At 60.6% G+C, this 17,765-nt stretch carries 17 protein-coding genes and 1 tRNA gene; 7 read left to right on the forward strand and 11 right to left on the reverse strand.

Annotation, left to right across the window (positions count from 1 at the left end):
- Position 1: 1 nt before the first annotated feature.
- The 7 genes from FNU76_RS10300 (at position 2) to FNU76_RS10325 (ending at position 5,119) form a co-directional block, all read left to right on the forward strand.
- Positions 2-712, forward strand: a complete 711-nt coding sequence (locus FNU76_RS10300; RefSeq protein WP_144278118.1) for an autoinducer binding domain-containing protein — start codon at positions 2-4, stop codon at positions 710-712.
- A gap of 131 nt (positions 713-843) precedes the next feature.
- Positions 844-1,419 (forward strand): hypothetical protein, encoded by a 576-nt coding sequence (locus tag FNU76_RS10305; RefSeq protein ID WP_144278119.1) that lies wholly within the window; start codon positions 844-846, stop codon positions 1,417-1,419.
- Complete coding sequence (locus tag FNU76_RS10310; RefSeq protein WP_144278120.1) at positions 1,419-1,826, forward strand: hypothetical protein; 408 nt, start codon at positions 1,419-1,421, stop codon at positions 1,824-1,826. Before FNU76_RS10305 ends, FNU76_RS10310 begins: the two co-directional genes overlap by 1 nt.
- A 27-nt stretch (positions 1,827-1,853) precedes the next feature.
- Positions 1,854-1,997: a hypothetical protein gene (locus tag FNU76_RS24080; RefSeq protein WP_179958425.1), complete on the forward strand. Its 144-nt coding sequence runs from the start codon at positions 1,854-1,856 to the stop codon at positions 1,995-1,997.
- Between the two features lie 98 nt (positions 1,998-2,095).
- Positions 2,096-3,199, forward strand: coding sequence for a phosphoadenosine phosphosulfate reductase domain-containing protein (locus FNU76_RS10315; RefSeq protein WP_144278121.1), 1,104 nt, complete (start codon positions 2,096-2,098; stop codon positions 3,197-3,199).
- Between the two features lie 18 nt (positions 3,200-3,217).
- On the forward strand, positions 3,218-3,652 hold the full coding sequence (locus FNU76_RS10320) for a hypothetical protein (RefSeq protein WP_144278122.1): 435 nt from the start codon (positions 3,218-3,220) through the stop codon (positions 3,650-3,652).
- A 312-nt stretch (positions 3,653-3,964) separates the two neighbouring features.
- The gene (locus FNU76_RS10325; protein WP_144278123.1) at positions 3,965-5,119 is read left to right on the forward strand and encodes a tyrosine-type recombinase/integrase; all 1,155 of its coding nucleotides are present in this window, start codon (positions 3,965-3,967) and stop codon (positions 5,117-5,119) included.
- Between the two features lie 39 nt (positions 5,120-5,158).
- Here the strand turns inward: FNU76_RS10325 and FNU76_RS10330 are convergent.
- From FNU76_RS10330 to ftsW, 11 genes are all read right to left on the reverse strand, one after another.
- Positions 5,159-5,235, reverse strand: a tRNA-Pro gene (locus FNU76_RS10330).
- Positions 5,236-5,324: 89 nt separating this feature from the next.
- Positions 5,325-8,228 (reverse strand): EAL domain-containing protein, encoded by a 2,904-nt coding sequence (locus FNU76_RS10335; RefSeq protein ID WP_144278124.1) that lies wholly within the window; start codon positions 8,226-8,228, stop codon positions 5,325-5,327.
- 61 nt (positions 8,229-8,289) lie between these two features.
- Entirely contained in the window at positions 8,290-8,472 is a 183-nt protein-coding gene (locus tag FNU76_RS10340; RefSeq protein WP_144278125.1) for a DUF3810 domain-containing protein, read from the reverse strand.
- 9 nt (positions 8,473-8,481) lie between these two features.
- A complete protein-coding gene (gene lpxC / locus FNU76_RS10345) occupies positions 8,482-9,396 on the reverse strand; it encodes a UDP-3-O-acyl-N-acetylglucosamine deacetylase (RefSeq protein ID WP_308418641.1) in 915 nt (304 codons plus the stop codon).
- Between the two features lie 302 nt (positions 9,397-9,698).
- The gene (gene ftsZ / locus FNU76_RS10350; protein WP_144278127.1) at positions 9,699-10,880 is read right to left on the reverse strand and encodes a cell division protein FtsZ; all 1,182 of its coding nucleotides are present in this window, start codon (positions 10,878-10,880) and stop codon (positions 9,699-9,701) included.
- A 123-nt stretch (positions 10,881-11,003) separates the two neighbouring features.
- Positions 11,004-12,242, reverse strand: coding sequence for a cell division protein FtsA (gene ftsA, locus FNU76_RS10355; RefSeq protein WP_223879297.1), 1,239 nt, complete (start codon positions 12,240-12,242; stop codon positions 11,004-11,006).
- 60 nt (positions 12,243-12,302) lie between these two features.
- A complete protein-coding gene (locus tag FNU76_RS10360) occupies positions 12,303-13,046 on the reverse strand; it encodes a cell division protein FtsQ/DivIB (protein WP_144278129.1) in 744 nt (247 codons plus the stop codon).
- A 185-nt stretch (positions 13,047-13,231) separates the two neighbouring features.
- Positions 13,232-14,161, reverse strand: coding sequence for a D-alanine--D-alanine ligase (locus FNU76_RS10365; protein ID WP_144278130.1), 930 nt, complete (start codon positions 14,159-14,161; stop codon positions 13,232-13,234).
- Complete coding sequence (gene murC, locus FNU76_RS10370) at positions 14,158-15,552, reverse strand: UDP-N-acetylmuramate--L-alanine ligase (RefSeq protein ID WP_144278131.1); 1,395 nt, start codon at positions 15,550-15,552, stop codon at positions 14,158-14,160. The genes FNU76_RS10365 and murC overlap by 4 nt, the downstream gene beginning before the upstream one ends.
- Positions 15,549-16,616 carry an undecaprenyldiphospho-muramoylpentapeptide beta-N-acetylglucosaminyltransferase gene (murG, locus tag FNU76_RS10375; RefSeq protein WP_223879298.1) on the reverse strand — a complete coding sequence of 356 codons (1,068 nt, stop codon included), beginning with the start codon at positions 16,614-16,616 and terminating at the stop codon, positions 15,549-15,551. Before murG ends, murC begins: the two co-directional genes overlap by 4 nt.
- Complete coding sequence (gene ftsW, locus FNU76_RS10380) at positions 16,613-17,740, reverse strand: putative lipid II flippase FtsW (RefSeq protein ID WP_144280633.1); 1,128 nt, start codon at positions 17,738-17,740, stop codon at positions 16,613-16,615. The genes murG and ftsW overlap by 4 nt, the downstream gene beginning before the upstream one ends.
- Positions 17,741-17,765 lie beyond the last annotated feature (25 nt).

The following is a 17,765-nucleotide window of genomic DNA, read 5'->3' on the forward strand; positions in this document are numbered from 1 at the left end:
AGTGATCATTGCTCGCCCACTATCGGAGGCACTGGCCGATATCCGGGAACAAAAGGATATCGAGCACCAGGTAAGCAGGTTCGCCCGCAGCCTGGGCTTCGACACCTACACGTTGGGTTATGTGAACCCGGCGGTGAGCGAGCAACCATTTTTCTTGGACAACCATCCCGACGTCGATTTCGGGATCCCCGACGTTGCCGCACGCGATCCAATCTTGGCACGCCTAAAAGGCGAGCCTACGCCCTTCCAATGGGGGCAAAAGGACTATGCGACTGGCGGAAATATGGATATCTACGAGGCTGGCGCACGCGCCGGCATTGCAGCAGGTATCGTCGCGCCAGTTCGCCCGGGCGGAACACGGCGTATGTTGATTTCTTTTGATCGAAACCAGCCGCTAGATGGCACACCCGCCCAACTGGCACAGCACCTTACTGTGTTGGATCAGTTCAGCAGACTCATGGCCGGTACCGTGATGTCGCTTTTCGATACGTTCGTCCAGCTCGAACTGTCGCTGACCGCGATCGAGAAAGAGGTCCTGCGCTGGACCTTCGCCGGGCTTGGGGCGCACGACATCGCCTACCGGCTGCGCCCCCATCGGGGCTATGGATTCGTGCTGGCGATGCTGGATAGCGCCTCAAAGAAGGTGGGCGCCAACGACCCCGTCGCCGCCTCGATCATCGCCGCTAGAGCCGGGGTGCTCGGAAGCATATAACGGTTTCAATCGGCGCCCTCTATGGCAAAACGTGCAACACGCCGAAAAATTATAACTATCATGATTGACGTAATTATAATCATGGTTATAATTTCCCTGTCCCCACCATTGGGGTTACCAGGGAGAGAGCGATGCACCCCCGCCACACCGACGCGATCATCGAGCATCTAAAAGAAGTACAGCTCGTCTTGTCCGAGTACTCAGGCAACCATCACGCCATAGACCAAGCCGCCATTGCCTTTTCACAAATCGGCGTACCTACCCAGAACGTAAAAAAAGCAGGCCCCTACGGCCAGGTCCATGCTGACTTAGTAACGGTTCGGGACTGCTATGTCGCGTTGACGGTGGGCAGCGCCTTCGGCGATCTATCCGCCATACCTGCTTTGCTGGCGGCAATGAATCAAGCGCGCGCCCACCTTATGGCGGCAAGTGACCTGCTCTTGCGCATCGTGGTACGGGCGAACATGGAGGTTTTCGATCCAGCGTTCCGCAGCCTTCAACACACCGTATTTTCACTTGAAGCCCAGCTGCTGGGCGTACTAGAGAGACACCCGGCGGGTGTAGACCGCGAGGCGCTGTTTAAGCTGTGCCCACTGGCAGCAAGCCGTACTGAATTCGCCATGGAAATGCATCGTTTACGCACAGCTGGTCGGGTCGTCGAAATCAATGGCTTCTACCTCGTTGCGCAAACCTGCGAGGTCGAATAATGCCTGCCTATTACGAAGCGCTCGCAGCGCTGGCTGAAGACACACACAGCAAAATGGTTGCCTTGCACGAGGCCAGGGAAATCATTGAGGCGCATGACCGCCTCGCTCTTGCCCTTAACGAACCGTGGGCCGTTTGCCGCGTTTCCGTTTACGCGCACAGCACTATAGAAGCAGAGGTTTGGATTCAGAGTGACTTCGGTGACACAGGTCTGGTTCGTGCATTGTCATTGGCAAGCTGGAAAATCAATGGGGATCATCACAACGAAAAGTGGCGCATGTATCTGGTGCAGGTGCCCGGCTTCCCTAGCCACGTCTTTAAGGTGCGGCTCAATTCCGCGCTCGACGAGTCCTATCTAGCAGGATCGCATGGATGCCTCGGCGCGTCCCCGGCGGAGGTGTCCGAATGACGACCTATCGCGAATATGGTGAATGTCATGAGCTTATGCAGCGCGGCTGTTCGGCCGATGAACAGCCTGGCGACGATTGCTGCTGCGATGCATGCGAGTTTTTGCGCCAGCGTGAAGCGGGCCGACAAGCTGAAGCAAGCCAGTAACTACCGACTGGCCGGTAAGCGCTAACCCAATCCTCAAACTTTGGCTGCCACCAGCGGCCGCTTTTTCGGGCCGGTTCATACGAGCGGGCCAGGTAAAGCCACGCCCCTATTGAAAGGAAGCATATGGCGGTAATCCACGTTGTAAGCGTATCCGGCGGGAAGGACAGTGCTGCTACGGCTGTTCTATGTGAGATGACGGCGAGAATTCCCAAGGAAAACGCACGCTACATCTTTTGCGATACCGGCAACGAGCACGCGGCTGTCTACGACTACCTGTCCTATTTGGAACAGGCGTTGGATATTCGCATCGATCGGCTACGCGCCGACTTCGTTGAACAGATCGCCGCCAAGCGTGTATTCGTTTCACGCGATCAACGTGTCGGGCGTCGATATGACCAGCAGCCGGTTGTCGATGATTTTGACCGACCGATATGGAAGCGCAATGGCAAAGGCCAGATTGTCTTCAAATTGACCAAGCAAGAAGGCTTACCGTTTTGCGCATTCATTCAGAAAACCCGCAAGTTCGGCGGAGGTCGGCGCACCCGCTGGAGCAATAAGGCAAAGCGCAGGGCGCTAGCGGTACTACACCCCACGGGAAACCCATTCTTGGATCTGTGCTTATGGAAGGGAAGATTTCCCAGCAGAAAGGCTCAGTTTTGCACGCTGGAGCTTAAGCGAAATGTCGCCGTCGCCTATCAGCTCGACTTAATCGAAGCCGGCAATCAGGTCGTGAGTTGGCAGGGAATACGTAGGGACGAAAGCGTGAATCGCCGCCACGCCCGAAAAGTGGAACGCATTGGGCCTAAGCTGCGCGCGTTTCGCCCGCTGGTAGATTGGTCTGCAAAGGACGTGTTCGACTACTGCGGCAGCAAGGGAATTCAACCGAACCCGCTCTATAAGCAAGGAATGGGGCGTGTCGGGTGCATGCCATGTATCAATTGCGGGAAGGACGAAATCCGCCAAATCGACTTGCGCTTCCCTGAGGCTCTCTACGAAAAGCGCACATGGGAACAATTGGTCAGCCAGGCCAGTAAGCGAGGCTTTGCAACCTTTTTCAATAAAGAACTTCACGAGGACAACTACGCCGATCGGAGAGTGCATATCGCCAACCAGGTTAGCGCGGTTATCAAGTGGGCAAATACCACACGCGGGGGCCGCCAGTTCAGCCTGTTAAATCAACTCGAAGAACCCACCGCCTGCGCTTCGGTATACGGCCTCTGTGAATAAAAAGGAGTTCGGATGTTTATGAATTGGATTAAATGGTTGGTCGCCGAAAAAGAGCTGATCGAACTGCATGCCTGGCGGCTCCACCACACCGAAGTGCGACGTTGGCTAGCCGAGTTTCCGGACGTTGCCGACACGCTCGACCATATGCACACCCGGGTGTATCAACTTGATCCGCTTACTTCCATTTGTCAGCTTCGCGCCACCATGCGAGTGCGGCAGAGCGAAAAGGTAAGCGGCGTTTTCTGGCCAAGACTGACGGCTCCCGCGAAGGTCGGTGAGCAGACATTCGGAAAAGGCGTCAGTACGCGGATCGTGATCGATGCGGCCCAGCGACGCTACCTACACAGGACCACACCCGAGGCGCGTGAAGCCGTGCGCATGGCGCTTCTGCGTGATCCGGAAATGGCTTCTGGCGCCATGCCCTATCAGGAACGATCGGTAGGTGAAGCATGACCACGAAAAGCCACCCCTCGCTGCTCAACTCGGGGGCAGTCCAATGCAAATAGCGATACAACCCCGATTCATACGCAAATGCGATGCGCCGAGCTACCTAGGCATGTGTCGCGCCGAGTTCGAACGTGTGATTGAACCTCTAGTGACTTTGATCCCCATCGGGCGGCAGGGAATAGCCTTTGATCGCCTCGACCTCGACGCGATGGCTGACCAGCTGAAACAGGAAATGGGCTTCCGCAAGCTTGACGGACGCCCCAATGAAGTTAACGATGTGGCCCGCAACGGGCGGCCAGTCGATTCGAAAGGAAAGAAATGGGTCGCAAAACAATCACGGGGCTCCAGTTCCGCTATGGCCTCTGGTACATCGATAAACAAGTCAAAGGGCACGGCCGAATTTGTGAAAGCACTGGAACTAGTGACCGGGAAGAAGCAGAGCGGTACTTAATTCATCGGTTGGAAAAAATTCGCTTGGCTACGGTTTATGGCCAACGAATACAACGTCTATGGCGGGAAGCAGCAACCAAGTACTTACTAGACAACAGCAACATGCCATCCATCGATCAGACCGCCTTGCATTTTCGGCAGCTGGATGAATTTATCGGTGACGTTCCGCTGGACAAGCTACACGATGAAACATTACAGCCCTTTATTAGCTCCCGATTGGCTGAAGGCGTAAGCAATCGAACAGTCAATATTGCACTAGAACGCGTTAGACGGGTTTTACGCTTAGCTGCTTTGAAATGGCGTGACGAATTGGGCATGACCTGGCTGGAGACTCCCCCACTCTTGACGATGTTGGATGAGAAAGTCGATCAGCGCCCACCTTATCCGCTGTCATGGGTTGAGCAACGCATTCTGATTGATACCTTGCCGGATCATTTAGCCCGTATGGCGTTGTACAAGCTGAATACCGGTTGTCGAGAGCAGGAGGTTTGTAAGCTGCGCTGGGACTGGGAAATTCCAGTACCGGAGGTCGGCCGTAGCGTTTTTCTGATCCCTTGGAATTTTGGGGGACGCACCAAGAAAAACGGCGTGAAGAACAAGGACGATAGGCTTGTCGTTCTCAATGACGTGGCTTGGTCGATTGTTCAAGGCCAGCGAGGCAAGGATGAGGAATGGGTTTTTCCCTACGAAGGCCGTGCTTTACATCGTATGAATGATACGGCTTGGAAAAAGGGGCGTAAGCGGGCAGCGCGGAAGTTTGAGGAGGAATTTCACACCGCCGCCCCAGCAGGCTATGCCTGCCTTCGCATTCACGACCTTAAGCACACCTTCGGGCGTCGCTTACGGGCAGCGGGGGTTAGCTTTGAAGATAGGCAAGTTTTGCTGGGCCATAGGTCCGACAGCGTGACGACGCACTACTCGGCAGCAGAACTCGACGATTTGATCGAGGCAGCCAACAAGGTTGCAAGCACCGAGTCACGCAAAAGTCCCACGCTAACTTTGCTGAAAAGAAAAAACGGCTAGAGGTCGCATCCCTAACCGCTTGATTTTACTAGGCATTTCTGGTCGGCGTGAGAGGATTCGAACCTCCGACCCCCTGCTCCCGAAGCAGGTGCGCTACCAGGCTGCGCCACACGCCGACTTGTCTTCGAACAAGCCGCGAATTATGGACGACAGCGATAAGCGCTGTAAAGTCCCCGGCGCGATTATTCGTGCGCGGCGGATGCGCCTACGGCCTGCCCCGCAGCCATTCCACATAGGCATCCGGCGCCAGCGGCCGGGCGAAATGATAGCCCTGGGCCACGTCGCAACCCTGTTCATGCAGAAAAGCCAGCTGCTCGGCCGTTTCCACGCCTTCCGCCACCACGGTCAGCTTGAGGCTCTGGCCGATGCGGACCACGGCGCTGGCCAAGGCCCTATCCTCCTCGTCATTGGCCAGGTTGCGGACAAAGCTCTGATCCAACTTCAGCTCACTGACCGGAAAGCGCTTGAGATAGCCCAGGCTGGAATAACCGGTTCCAAAATCATCCACCGCCAGCTTCACGCCCATCTCGTCGAGCGCATGCAATGCCTCCAGCGTCTGGTCGTTGCGCATCATCATCAGGCTCTCGGTTATCTCCAAGGTCAGGCGGCTGGGGGGAAGCCCATGCCTTAGCAGGGTATCGGCCACCATGGTCGGCACGCTGCCGTGGCGGAACTGGCGGGCGGACAGATTGACCGAGACATGCGGCGGCGCCTGGCCTGCTTCCTGCCACATCGCCATTTGCCGGCAAGCTTCGTCCAGCACCCAGCTGCCGACCGCATCGATCAGGCCGCTTTCTTCCGCGATGGGGATAAATCGCGCCGGCGGCACCATGCCCCATTGCGGATGCTGCCAGCGCACCAGCGCTTCGACGCCGAAAAGCTGATTGCTGGCGATATGTACCTGCGGCTGGTAGTGCAACAGCAATTCGTTGCGGTCCAGCGCCAGGCGCAGGGCGGCTTCCACTTCCAGGCGTTCGGCCGCATCCTCGTCCATATTGCGCTGGTAGAAGCAGAAGGCATTGCGGCCCAGTTCCTTGGCGCGGTACATGGCGGCATCGGCATGCTTGAACAGGCTGTCGTAGTCCGCGCCATCGTCCGGAAACAGCGCAATGCCGACACTGGCGGAACCATTCAGGGTGAGGCCGTCGAATTCGATCTTTTCGGCCGCCGCCAGTATCAGTTTTTCGGCCACGGCCGCCGCGCCGGCCACGTCGCAATCGTTCAGCAACAGCACGAATTCGTCGCCGCCCTGGCGGCACACGGTATCGGACTCGCGCACCACGCCCTCCAGGCGGCGGGCCATGGTCATCAACAGGCGATCGCCGACCGCGTGCCCCAGCGAATCATTGATGGTCTTGAAGCGGTCCAGGTCAACGAACATCAGGGCCAAGGGACTGCCGGAACGAAGGGAGCGGGCGAGCGCCAGTTCGACCCGGTCGGCGAACAGCGAGCGATTGGGCAGGCCGGTCAGGGGGTCGTAGAAGGCCAGCGTGTGGACGCGCGCTTCGGCTTCGCGGTGTTCGATGGCGATGCCGATCAGGTGGGTGCAGGCATCCACCACGCGCCGATGGAAATCATCGGGCGGGCCGGCGATCCGGTAGTAGAGCGCGAAGGTGCCCAGCACCCTGCCGTCGCTGCCATGCACCGGCGTGGCCCAGCATGCCGCCAAGCCGCAGGATAGGGCCAGTTGCCGATAGTCGGTCCAGAGCGGGTCGTTGGCGATATCGTGCACTTCCACCGAACGGTCGAAATAGGCCGCCGTGCCGCAGGATCCGGCACGTGGACCGATGGGAATACCGTCCAGGGCCTGTATAAAGTGCTCAGGCAGCGAAGGCGCCGCGCCGTGGCGGAAATGGTCGTCCTCCATCAGCAGGATAGTGCAATGGACCTCCGGCGCGAGCCGTTCCACACCTTGGGCAGTCAGCTCCAGCACATGTTCCAGCGGAAAACCGGCAGCCAGGCCTTCCAACAGGTCGTGCTGCAGCCCCAGCAAGCCTTCGGCCCGCACCTGTTCGCGGATATTGCGGGCATAGGCGACGATGAATTCCTCGCCATCGAAGGACAGATGGGTCGCATGGACTTCCAGCGGCACGGTCTGGCCATCGCTGGCCTGGATATGCACCCGGAAGCTCTCCGCGCCCGAGCGTTTGATCTGCTCCCAGCGCAGGCGCCAATCGGCCTCCTGCATGGGTGCGGAAAACTCCCAGATGGGGTGGCCCAGTACCTGGTCCGGCGGGCGCTGCAGCATACGGCAGGCGAACACGTTGGCATCGCGTATCTGGCCGCTGCCGGTAATCCAGATCGCGGCGATATGGGCATGCTCAAAGGTATGGCGGGTCAGCCGCTGGCGCCGCTCGGCCTCGGTCTGGCGGCCGATATCGTGGATGATGGAGTAGAGCAGCGGCCGGCCGCCCACCGAGATCGGATTGGAATGCACTTCGACATCGCGCACCTCGCCGCTTTTCAGCCGATGGCGAAAGACAAAGTGGTTGCAGGACTCCGACTTGGCCCGTTCGATCTCGCGGGCGATTTCCGCCTCGTTCAAGGTATTGATCTGGCGGATGTTCAGCTGGGTGAATTCTTCTGCGCTGTAGCCGTAGTAGCTACGGGCCGCGGCATTGGCGGCCACGATACCGCCACTGTCCGGTGCGATCATCAGTTTGACCGCGTGACTGCGTTCGAATACTTCCCGGTAGGTTCGTTCGCTTTCGCTCAGCGCTTGCTCGGCGGCCTTGCGCCAACTGATATCGGTGACGAAGGCGGTGGCGCCGCTATAGTGGCCGGCCTCGTCGAACAATGGCGCGGTCACCAGCTCTGCCCAGAACCGCTCGCCATCCAGGCGGCGAAAAAGAAATTCGTGGGTCTCGCGCACGCCGCTGCGACGGCGTTCCACATTGTTGGCAGCGGCAGGGCGCTGCGACTCGTCCATGAAATCCCACATCGGCCTGCCCAGCAATGCAGCTTGGCTGCCACCCAGCATCTCGGCCATGCGCGGGTTCAGGTAAAGCGTGCGGTTATCGGTATCGATGACCCAAACGCCGTTGCCGGACTCCTCGACCAGGCGACGGAACAATTCGGGTGGATACGGCAGAGGCGCGGCTTCGCTCATCGCTCGGCGTTGAGATAGGTGGGATGCTACATCATAGGGTGAAATCCGGCGGGGTGCCGGCTCAGACCAATAGCCGCTCGACAAACAAGCCCAACACCATCACTACCAGCAAGGCCACGGTGATATTGCGCAGCCAGCCGCGGGCACGCTGCCAGAACAGGTCGCCGGTACGGTGCTGCTTCCAGAGGCAGTAAGCCCATAGCACGACGATCAGGATGAAAAGCACGCGCAGCAAGGGAAACATGGCTGGGCCTCAGATCCGCGCCGGGGTGTAGCGATGGAACGCGGCGGGTGCGGTATCGGCATTGTCGAAGCTGGCGTACTCCCAGGCTTCCGGGTCGGCCAGCAGGGCACGCAGCAGCTTGTTGTTCATGGCATGGCCGGACTTGAACCCCTCGAAGGCGGCGATCAGCGGATGACCGAGGATATAGAGGTCGCCGATGGCATCGAGCACCTTGTGCCGGACAAATTCGTCCTCGAAGCGCAGGCCTTCCTGGTTCAGCACCTTGTACTCGTCCAGCACGATGGCGTTTTCCATGCTGCCGCCCTGGCCCAGATTATGGGCGCGCATATATTCCACTTCATGCATAAAGCCGAAGGTACGGGCGCGGGCGATTTCCTTGATGTAGGAGGTATCAGCGAAGTCCAGCTCCACCGTCTGGGCTGCCTTCTGAAAGGCGGGATGCTTGAATTCTATGGTCAGCTTGACCTTGTAGCCCTCGTGCGGCAACAGGCGTACCCATTTGTCGCCCTCGATGGCTTCCACCGGTTTGAGCACGCGGATATAGCGCTTGCGGGCCGGCTTCTGCTCGCGCACGCCGGCTTGTTGCACCAGATAGAGAAAGGGCGCGGCGCTGCCATCCATGATGGGCATTTCGGAAGCGGTCACATCCACCAGGACATTATCGATGCCCAGGCCGGCCAAGGCCGACATCAGATGTTCGATGGTCGCCACTCGCACGCCATCCTTCACCAACGTGGAGGAAAGCCGCGTGTCGTTGACCAGCTCGGGGCCCACCCGCAGTGTGGGACGTTCGGGCAGATCGGCCCGTCGGAATACGATGCCGCTATCGGCAGCCGCCGGGGACAGGGTCAGCTCGACCTTTTCGCCGGAATGGAGGCCCACGCCTACGGCGCGGATCGATTCTTTCAGGGTTCGTTGGTAGATCATGGACGACGGTACTCGCAACTCAGGCAGTAACAGATTCTGCCATATCGGAATGCTAGTTTCGATTGATCCTAACTATCACCAACTTTAAGCAAGGCTAAGCGCCTCGCGCAGCACGTGTCGTTCGCACGCCGGGTATGCCCCCTCGCCGTAGCCCCCCCATCCCTGATAGTTTCGTTTGCGTACTTGCCGGTCGAAGACGACCTGCAACCACGGTTTAACTTTTGCCAGAGCAAAAGCCGAAACCCAGATGGATCCACGGTGAGGACGATCAATACCTCAATTGCTTAATTAACTTTAGTTCAATCCGCCTGCTTGCGCAAAAAGGCCGGGATATCCATATCGCCGCCAGCAAATACGGTTCCGCGCGGCGATTCCACCGCAGCACCGACCGTACTGGTACGGCGGCTGTTGCGGAATACAGCGGGCTGGTCGTATTGCTCGTAGTCCATTACTGCCGCGATATCGTCCGTGCCGGTACGTTGCACCACGTGCAGGTTCGGCATCTTCTTCGATTCACGGCCGCCCAGGCCGGTCGCTACCAAGGTAACCCGGATCTTGTCGCCCATGTTTTCGTCAAAAGCGGTACCGAAGATGATGCGGGCATCCTCAGCGGTGTAGGCCTTGACGGTTTCCATCACCTCATGGACTTCGCGCATTTTCAGGCTGTAGTCGGCGGTGATATTGACCAGCACGCCACGGGCGCCATTCAGGCTGATGTCTTCCAGCAGCGGGCTGGCCACGGCGGCCTCGGCGGCGATGCGGGCACGATCCACCCCTTCGGCATGGGCGGAACCCATCATGGCCATGCCCATCTCGGTCATGACCGCCTTGACGTCGGCGAAGTCGACGTTGACCAGGCCAGGTACGTTGATGATTTCGGCGATCCCGGCAACCGCGCCCTTCAGCACATCGTCGGCAGCCTTGAAGGCATCCTTGAAGGACACATCCTCGCCCAGCACCTGCATCAGGCGCTCGTTGGGGATAATGATCAGCGAATCGACATACTTCTGCAGCTCGTCGATGCCATTCTGCGCGGCCTTCTGGCGCTTGCCTTCGAATGCGAAGGGACGGGTGACCACACCCACGGTCAGGATGCCTTTTTCGCGGGCGATCTCGGCCACGATGGGAGCAGCGCCGGTACCGGTGCCGCCACCCATGCCGGCGGTGATAAAGATCATATCCGCGCCGTCCAGCATCTCGGCGATGCGGACGCGGTCTTCTTCGGCCGCGGCGCGGCCGACATCCGGGTTGGCGCCGGCGCCCAGGCCCTTGGTCAGAGTGCCGCCCAACTGCACGACGTTGTCCGCACGGTTGCGCTTGAGTGCCTGTGCGTCGGTATTGGCGCAGATGAACTCCACGCCGGTTACCCCGGCTTCAATCATGTGGTCCACCGCGTTGCCGCCGCAACCACCTACACCGATAACCTTGATCCTGGCTACCGGAACGATATCCTGCGCTGCTTCCAGGAATGAAATTGGCATTGCGCTCTCCTCTTTGCCCGAACTTAAATATCAAAAAACCGGAAAATCCTGCGCTGCAAAATCAGCCACGCGGGTACGCTGCGCCAGCTTCGGCGCGGGTAGCGGGCTTATTCGCCGACGCCGCTAGAAATTACCTTGCAGCCACGTCTTCATACGTTCGACCAGGCCGCCCAGACCGGCGCCCTGCATCGTCTTGAAACCATTGCGCTGAGCCTGTTGCCTACCCAGCAGGAGCAAACCCACGGCGGTGGAGAAGCGGGGGTTTTTCACCACTTCGGCCAGGCCACCCACGTATTTCGGTACACCCAGCCGCACCGGCAGGTGGAATACCTCTTCGCCCAGTTCGACCATGCCTTGCATCTGTGCCGAACCACCGGTGATCACGATGCCGCTGGACAGCTGCTCCTCGAAACCGGAACGGCGTAGTTCGGCCTGCACCAGCGCATACAGTTCTTCCACGCGCGGTTCGATCACTTCGGCCAGCGTCTGGCGATTGAGCTGGCGCGGTCCGCGTTCGCCCACGCCGGGCACTTCGATCATCTGCTGCGGATCGGCCAGCTGGCGCAGCGCGATGCCATGGGCCCGCTTGATGTCTTCGGCTTCCTTGGTCGGGGTGCGCAGCGCCATGGCGATATCGTTGGTGATCTGGTCGCCGGCGATGGGAATCACCGCCGTATGGCGGATGGAACCGTCGCAGAACACCGCGATATCGGTGGTACCGCCGCCGATATCGATCAGGCAGACGCCCAGTTCCTTTTCATCCTCGCTCAGCACGCTCATGGCGCTGGCCAAGGGTTGCAGGATCAGGTCGGTCATCTCCAGCCCGCAGCGGCGCACGCACTTGGTGATGTTCTGCGCGGCCGAGATGGCGCCGGTCACGATATGCACCTTCACTTCCAGGCGCACACCGCTCATGCCCAGGGGTTCCTTTACATCTTCCTGGCCATCGATGATGAATTCCTGGGTGAGGATGTGCAGGATCTGGTGTTCGGTGGGGATATTCACCGCCCGCGCGGTCTCGATCACGCGATCCACATCGGCCTGGGTGACTTCCTTGTCCTTGATGGCCACCATGCCGTGCGAGTTGAAGCTGCGGATATGGCTGCCGGCAATGCCTGTCAGCACTTCGCGGATCTTGCAGTCGGCCATCAGCTCGGCCTCTTCCAAGGCACGCTGGATGGCGCCCACGGTGGATTCAATATTGACCACCACGCCTTTTTTCAAGCCCTTCGAAGGTGCCTGGCCCAGACCGATGATTTCCATACGGCCGTCCGGCAGCACTTCGGCCACCAGGGCGACGATCTTCGACGTACCGATGTCGAGGCCGACCAGCAGGTTCTTCGTTGTATTCGGTTTGTTCACCGTCATTCTCCAGACTGCTTAACTGCATTGCACCGCGCCCAAGGGCCCGGCACTTGCCATTCAGGCCGCTTTTTCACGCGCCTTTGCTGTATTAGGATTGTTCACCATGCCGGCTGGCAGCCGCACGGCGAACCCATTCGGATAACGCAGATCCACATACACCACCGGGCGTTTCAAAATCGCCAGGGTGCTGGGATACGCCTTGATGAACTTGCTTAGTCGCGCGTCCACGTCATCCCGTCCAATCTCCACCGTCAGGGTGTGATCCAGCTCCACCCGCCAGGCCCGCCGTGCCGACAGCCATACATGGCTGGGCTTGCGTTGCATATTCGCCAGACGGTCGCGAAAGTTGATATAGCCGCGTGCCATATCCGCTTCGCTCCCTTCCGGTCCCTCCAGCACCGGCAGCGGTTCGTTGCTGGCGGCGTCAAATCGTTCACCCAAGGTATTCACCAGGCCCACCGAACCCCAGCGAGCCAAGGCCACATGCTCCTCGATGCTGACGTCCAGCCGGTCGGGCCAGCGGCGCCGCAGGCTGACCTGGCGTACCCAGGGCAGCTTCTCGAAGGCGGAGCGGGTCTTGTTCAGGTCCAGCGTAAAAAAAGTCCCGCGTAGTTCATTTCGCACGATGTACTGCAACTGCTCCCGCGTGACATGGGCCAGCGTCCCATCCACCTTGATCTGGCGGACGGGGAACAGCGGCGAGTGCACGACCACCAGCAGGGCTGCATAAAGAAACAGCAGCACGGCGAGGCCGAAAAGCAGGTTCGCCAACCAGTTCAGTATTTGTGGCCTATCCCACACGGCGTAATGTTTCCTCTGGGGTTACGTTTAGTCGCGCCAAGCAAAGCTCGGCGAGATCCACCTTTAGTGCATATCGGCCGTGTGCCCTTAATTGAGCCCACTCCCCCCGCCCTCGCCGCCGCGAGGGAGCCTCGCTGACGCTCGTTAGTGGTTCTGGGTGGCCGATGCTGTTGCTCCACATGTCTCTAGGCTTCCTCTAATGTGGTGTCTAGGATCTTTAGGACGACGTCCTCGTAGCTCATTCCGGCGGCGCGGGCGCCCATGGGGAAGAGGCTGTGGCTGGTCATGCCGGGGGCGGTGTTGACTTCCAGCAGGTAAGGATTGCCTTCTTCGTCCATGAGGAAGTCGACGCGTGCCCAGCTTTGGCCGCCGATGGCCCAGAAGGCTTTTTCCACGAGTTTGGCGATGGCGGCTTCCTGTTCTGGTGGTAGGCCGCTTGGGCAGCGATAGACGGTGTCGTCGCGGAAGTACTTGGCCTGGTAGTCGTAGAACTCGGTGGCGGGTTCGATCTTGATGGCCGGCAGGACCGTGTAGCCGCGCACGGCGTCGCCCATGATGGGGGCGCTGTACTCGCCGCCGCCGATGAAGGTTTCTGCCAGCACGACCTTGTCGTACTTGCGCGCTTCCAGGTATGCAGCCTTCAGTTCGCCCGCAGTCTTGACCTTGGTGACGCCTACGCTGGAACCCTCGATATTCGGTTTGACGAACAGGGGCAGACCCAGCTTGTGCGCGACCGCTTCGAAATCGCTGTGTTCGTCCAGCAGTTCGAATTCCGGGATGGGCAGCCCCAGGGCGCGCCAGATCAGTTTGCAGCGCAACTTGTCCATGCCGATCGCACTGCCCATCACGCCGCAGCCGGTATAGGGAATGCCCAGGAAGGCCAGGGCACCCTGGATGGTGCCGTCTTCGCCCATCGGGCCATGCAGGATCAGGAAAGCGCGCTGAAAGCCTTCTTCGCGCAAAGCCGCCAGTGGCTTGTCGCGCGGATCGAAGGCATGCGCGTCAACGCCCCGCGAACGCAGTGCTTCCAGGACACCCTGGCCGCTCATCAGCGACACTTCGCGTTCCGCGCTGGTTCCGCCCATCACGACGGCGACTTTTCCATATTTGTTCATACGTTTTCCACCAATTTTGCGGGCACGGCGCCTATGGAGCCGGCGCCCATCGTGACAATCACATCGCCGTCCCTGGCATGTTCGAGGATGGCGCCGGGCAGATCCGCGATCGCGTCCACGAACAGGGGTTCGAGCTTGCCTTGTACCCGTACCGCCCGCGTCAGCGCGCGGCCGTCCGCGGCGACGATGGGCGCTTCGCCGGCGGCATAGACCTCGGTCAGCACCAGGGCATCGACACTGGACAGGACGCGGGTGAAATCCTCGAAACAATCGCGTGTACGGCTATAGCGGTGCGGCTGGAAAGCCAGCAGCAGCCGATTGCCGGGGAAGGCGCCGCGCACGGCCGCCAGCGTGGCCGCCATTTCCACCGGGTGATGGCCATAGTCATCGATCACGGTCGCCGTGCCGCCGCCGGGCAGGGCTGCCTGGCCGTAGCGCTGGAAGCGCCGGCCTACCCCGCCGAATTGGCTGAGCGCACGCTGGATGGCCGCTTCATCCACGCCGACTTCCAGGCAAATGGCGATGGCAGCCAGGCTGTTCAAGACATTGTGATGGCCGGCAGCGTTCAGTTCGATGGCCAGCCGGCTTTCGACCCCGTTGCGCCACACGGCCGTGAAGCGCATGCGGCCGCCTGGCAGCGCTTCGATATCCTCGGCCCGTAGATCGGCGTCGGCGCTGACGCCGTAGGTGGTCACCGGCTTGGCGACCTGCGGCAGGATGGCGCGGATATTCGGGTCATCGATACACAGCGCAGCGCGGCCATAGAAGGGCAGGTGAGCCAGGAAATCGAGGAAAGCCTGTTTGAGCCGCTCGAAATCGTGGCCATAGGTTTCCATATGGTCGGCGTCGATATTGGTGATCACCGCGAGCATGGGCTGCAGCATCAGGAAGGAGGCATCCGATTCGTCGGCCTCCACCACGATGAACTCGCCCTTGCCCAGCCGGGCGCCGGTACCCGCCGCGTTGAGCTTGCCGCCGATCACATAGGTCGGGTCCAGCCCGCCCTCGGTCAGCATGGCGGCGATCAGGCTGGTGGTGGTGGTCTTGCCATGGGTGCCCGCGACGGCGATACCCTGGCGGAAGCGCAGCAGCTCGGCCAGCATCATGGCGCGGGGGATCACCGGCACGCCCCGCGCGCGCGCGGCCAGCACTTCCGGATTGTCCTGTTTCACGGCGGTGGAGATGACCACCACGTCGGCTTGCGCCTGGTGGGACTCGTCGTGGCCGATATGGATCTGCGCACCAGCAGCCCGCAGGCTGCTGGTCACGCTCGATTCGCTCAGGTCGGAGCCGGTAACGTCGTAGTCCAGGTCCAGCAATACGCCGGCGATGGCGCTCATGCCCGAACCGCCGATGCCGACGAAGTGGATATGTTTGACTTTGTGCTTCATTGCGCTACTTCCTCGACGATGTCCGCCACGACTCGGGTCGCGTCGGGCAAAGCCCTTGTTCTGGCCGCCTCGGCCATGGCCAGCAGGCGGGGTCGTTTCAATTCGCGCAGGCGATCGGCCAGCCAGGCCGGGTTCAGATCGCGCTGCTGGATCAGGATGGCTGCGCCACATTCAGCCAGATAGGCGGCATTGCCGGTCTGGTGGTCGTCCACCGCGTGCGGGAAAGGCACCAGGATGGCGGCGACGCCGGCCGCCGCCAGTTCGGCGATGGTCAGCGCACCGGCTCGGCAGATCACCAGATCGGCATCGGCATAGGCCGTGGTCATGTCATCGATAAAGGCCACGCACTCGCCCACCACGCCGGCGTCGGCGTAATTCCGGCCCAACTGCTCGATCTGCTTTTGGCCAGCTTGGTGGGTAACTTGCGGCCGCTCGTCTTCAGCCAGCAGCGCCAAAGCTTGCGGCACCACTTCATTCAACGCGGCGGCGCCGAGGCTTCCCCCCACCACCAACACCCGCAGCGGCCCGCTGCGCGCGGCGAAGCGCTCGGCCGGCTGCGGCAGGGCGGCGATATCGGCCCGTACCGGATTGCCGACCAGCTCGCCACGGCCGGCAAAGGCGCCGGGAAACGCGGTCAGTACGCGGCGGGCCAGCCGAGACAGCACTTTGTTGGTCAGCCCTGCCACGGAATTCTGCTCATGCACGATCAGCGGACGCCATAGCAGCGTAGCGGCCAGGCCGCCGGGAAAGCCGGTGAAACCGCCGAAGCCGATCAGTGCATCGGGGCGGTGACGGAAGATGGCCGCCATCGCCAGGGTCAAGGCCCGCGCTTGCTCGACCGGCTGCACCAGTTTGCGCAGCAGGCCTTGGCCGCGCACGCCGCCAATGGGCAATAGCTCGATGGCGATGCCATGGCGGGGCACCAGTTCGGCTTCCATGCGGCCGCGTGCGCCCAGCCAGACCACCGTCCAGTCGCGCGCCTGCATTTCCTTTGCCACCGCCAGCGCCGGGAAAATATGCCCGCCGGTACCGCCGGCCATGATCATCAGGGTACGGCGGCTCATACCGTGTACCCCCGCATCAGCTGGCGATTTTCCCAATCCACCCGCAGCAGTACCGCCAGCGCGACCAGATTGGCCAGGATGCCCGAGCCGCCGAACGACAGCAGCGGCAGGGTCAGGCCCTTGGTCGGCAGCAGCCCCATGTTCACACCGACATTGATGACCGACTGCACGCCTATCCAGATGCCGATGCCTTGTGCGACCAGGGCCGAGTAGTAACGCTCCAGCTTGGCCGCCTGGATGCCGATGGCGAAGGCGCGGAATACCAGCCAGGCGAACAGGGCCACCACCAGGGTGACGCCGACGAAGCCGAATTCCTCGGCGATGATGGCCATCAGGAAGTCGGTATGCGCTTCCGGCAGGTAGGACAGTTTCTCGACCGAGCCGCCCAGGCCGACGCCGGTCCATTCGCCGCGACCGAAGGCAATCAGGCTGTGGCTCAACTGATAGCCCTTGCCGTAGGGATCCTTCCAGGGGTCCATGAAGCCGACCACCCGCGCCATGCGGTAGGGCGAGATCAGGATAAAGCCGACAAAACCGATAAACAGCAGGACCACCAGGCCGGCAAACAGGCGCCAGTCGAATCCGCCCAGGAACAAGGAGCCCATCGCGATGGCGGTGATTACCGACAGGGCGCCGAAGTCGGGCTCGGACAGCAGCAGCGCGCCGGTGATCAGCATCACCACGAACATCGGCACAAAGCCTTTGACCAGGCTATGCATATAGGCCGCCTTGCGCACGGTGTAATCGGCGGCATACAGCACCACGAAGAATTTCATCGCCTCGGAGGGCTGGAAATTCACCACCACCAGGCTGAGCCAGCGCTTGGAACCATTGACCTCGCGGCCGATATGCGGAATCAGCACAAGTACCAGTAAAGCGATACCGAACAGGAACAGATAAGGCGAATACTGCTGCCAGACCCGGATAGGGACCTGGAACACCAGGAACGCGGCGGATAGGCCCACCGCCAGGAAAATCCCATGGCGTATCAGGAAGTAGGTCGAGCGGAAACCGGTGTCCTTGTCCACCTCGGCCGCCGCGATCGAGGCGGAATAAACCATGATCAGGCCGATACCCAGCAGGGTCAGCACGGTCCAGACCAGGGACTGGTCGTAACCGAGCATGACGGGCCTGCGCCGGAGCGCCTGA

The organism is Chitinimonas arctica (assembly GCF_007431345.1).
Lineage (GTDB): Bacteria > Pseudomonadota > Gammaproteobacteria > Burkholderiales > Chitinimonadaceae > Chitinimonas > Chitinimonas arctica.